Origin of the sequence: Pseudomonas sp. Sample_16 (assembly GCF_004307665.1) — a bacterium.
Lineage (GTDB): Bacteria > Pseudomonadota > Gammaproteobacteria > Pseudomonadales > Pseudomonadaceae > Aquipseudomonas.
The window spans coordinates 1-2,691 of record NZ_RCOB01000185.1 but is presented as its reverse complement, the minus strand read 5'-3'; the positions used below and the strand labels follow the sequence as shown (position 1 = coordinate 2,691).

Genomic DNA, 2,691 nt, shown 5'->3' with positions numbered 1-2,691 from the left:
TCCCCGCCCTTCCCGCCTGCTGCACCCCGCTCGATGCGCATTGGCCGTTGCCATTTGTGTTGTCCGACACGGTGCTGTTGAGTACCCACTTCGATCCTGCGCAACTGCTGGGTGATGACTTCCAGCGCAGCGCCATCGAGGCGCCACCCAGTATCCAGCGGTCCGTCGCCAAGCGGCAGGCAGAGTTTCTTGCCGGACGGCTTTGCGCCCGCGCCGCCTTGCAAAAACTCGAAGGCCTGAACTTCAGTCCGGCCATCGGCGAAGACCGGGCACCTGTCTGGCCTGCGCACATCACCGGTTCGATCACCCACAGCACCGGGCGGGCAGCGGCCATCGTGGCGAAAAAAAGCCATTGGCGCGGTTTGGGCATGGACCTGGAAAACCTGCTCAATGCCGAACGCGCCGAACGCCTGGCCGGAGAAATCCTCACCGCGCCCGAGCTGCAGCGCATGGCCGCCCGCTCTCGTGATCAATTGGCATTGCTGGTGACCCTGACGTTCTCGGTGAAGGAAAGTTTGTTCAAGGCGCTCTACCCCATTGTCCAGCAGCGCTTCTATTTCGAGCATGCCGAAGTGTTGGAGTGGACCGAACGGGGTGAAGTGCGGTTACGGTTGCTGACGGACCTGTCCAATGAATGGCGCAACGGCACCGAGCTGGAGGCGCAGTTCGGGGTGCAGGATGGGCAGTTGTTGAGCCTGGTCAGTATCAAGGCTTGAGTTATCCGGCGCTTGCCCGGGCCTCATCGCCAGCAGGCTGGCTCCCACAGTTGGTCACAGGTGTTGCCAAATTTTCGGCCCACTGCAAATCCAATGTGGGAGCCAGCCTGCTGGCGATGAGTCCTGTGCAGGCAATGCAAACTCTCACCGCTTTTCTTGATTCCTCGGCCAACTCAGACTGAAACACGCCCCGCCCAGATTCTTGCTTTTGCTGATCAACGCCCGCCCATCATGCCAATGAATGATCCGCCGCACGATCGACAAGCCCAAGCCATGCCCACCCGAGGCGCGGGTACGGCTGTCGTCGAGGCGCAGGAATGGCGTGAAGATTTTCTCCCAGGCGATTTCCGGAACACCCGGCCCATCATCTTCGACATCTACCCGGCAGCGTTGCTGGCCCACCTGATAACTGATGGTCACCCGTGATTGGGCATGGCGCATGGCGTTGCTCACCAGATTCTGGATCGCCCGGTGCAGGTAGCGTGGCTCGGCCTCGACCCAGGCGTCGTCACAATCGGCAGCCGACAGGCACAAGCCTCGCTGCACCGTGACATCGGCGCGCAACGGTGCCAGCTCCTCGATCACCTGATTGACCAGCGCATCCAGGTCGATACGCTGAAAGTTCAGCGCCGGTGAACCCTGCTCCAGTCGTGCATAGGTGAGCATTTCATCCACCAGGCGATCGAGGTCCTCGATGTCGTGGTCCATGCCTTCGCAGTATTTTTCCAGGGCTTGCGGCGTAGTGGCCGAGCCGATCATCTCCAGGCCAAAGCGCAGGCGCGCCACCGGCGTACGCAATTCATGGGACACCGCGCGCACCAGTTCTCGCTGGATCGCCAGCAGTTGCTGCAAGTGTTCGGCCATGCCGTTGAATGCCGACGCCAAGCGCCCGACCGAGTCCGCGCCGCGCGCCGGCACGCGGGTTTCCAGGCTGCCCTTGGCGATACGCGTGGCCGCCGCTTCCAACCCGCGCAAGCGCCGCTCCAGTTGCCGCACCAGCAGATAGACGATCAAACCGATCAGGGTCAGGCCCAACGCTGCAATCAGCACCAGCCACTCCGGCGGATAAGGATTCATCTGGTACAGCGGGCCGATTTCCAGCACCCACGGCGTGCCGACCATGCCGGCAAACACCCGGATCGAATCGCCACCCTTGCCCAGCGCCATGACCGTGTCGCCCTCGGACACGCGACGACTCTGGTCTTCGTCCATGTCAGCGTCTTCGACGGTGACCAGACGCAAGTCAAAACCAAACCCCTTGTCCTGCTTCAATTGCGCCAGCCGCACCGGTTGCTCGCCCACCGGATAACGCACCAGCTCATCGACCAACAGGTAAATCGTCGCCCTTGCCAGTTGCTCGCTGATCTGCTGCACCTCCCCGGTGAGAACCAGCTGTTCCTTTTCGCTGACCAGGCGATAAACCTTCGCCGCATGCGGCCCGGTCTGCTCCACCAGCGCCTGGCCATGCAGCACACGGGTACGTTGACGCAGGTCGAGGTCGGTTTCGTTGAAGGTTTTCAGCGCCAGCGGAATGCCCAGCAATCGCTCCCACACCAGCAACGCCCGGTGGCGCTCGGTCTGGTTCATCGGTTGCAGGTTGTCGGCCATCAGCGAAAACGTGCCATGGGCCAGACGCTCGCGGTACTGCTCGCTGCGCACCTGGTTGAGCATGTGCAACGCCAGCACGCCAAGCACCGCCACCAGAATCAGCGCGGCGCACATGCCGCCATAAATACGCAGGAAGATCGAGTTCACAGGGTTGGGTCTACGCAGGCCTCGGGAACGAACAGGTAACCTTTGCTACGCACAGTCTTGATCAGCCGTGGATGATCCGGGTCGTCGCCGATTTTCGGACGGATGCGCGAGATGCGCACGTCGATGGAACGGTCCTGGCCGTCATAGCCGATCCCGCGTAGGGCGGTGAAGATTTCTTCCCGGGACAGAATGCGCCCGGCGTTGGCCACCAACAGCCAGA

At 62.0% G+C, this 2,691-nt stretch carries 3 protein-coding genes; 1 reads left to right on the top strand and 2 read right to left on the bottom strand.

The features are described from left to right. Positions 1–716, top strand: a 716-nt coding sequence (locus D8U69_RS24745) for a 4'-phosphopantetheinyl transferase superfamily protein (protein WP_130908366.1), incomplete at its 5' end; no start/stop codon positions are given. 144 nt (positions 717–860) lie between these two features. On the opposite strand, the gene D8U69_RS24740 is transcribed toward D8U69_RS24745, so the two are convergent. Together D8U69_RS24740 and D8U69_RS24735 are read right to left on the bottom strand one after the other, a co-directional pair. Then, the gene (locus D8U69_RS24740) at positions 861–2,471 is read right to left on the bottom strand and encodes an ATP-binding protein (protein ID WP_130908365.1); all 1,611 of its coding nucleotides are present in this window, start codon (positions 2,469–2,471) and stop codon (positions 861–863) included. Continuing rightward, on the bottom strand, positions 2,468–2,691 hold a 224-nt coding region (locus tag D8U69_RS24735), incomplete at its 5' end, for a winged helix-turn-helix domain-containing protein (protein WP_177434595.1). The genes D8U69_RS24740 and D8U69_RS24735, both read right to left, overlap by 4 nt.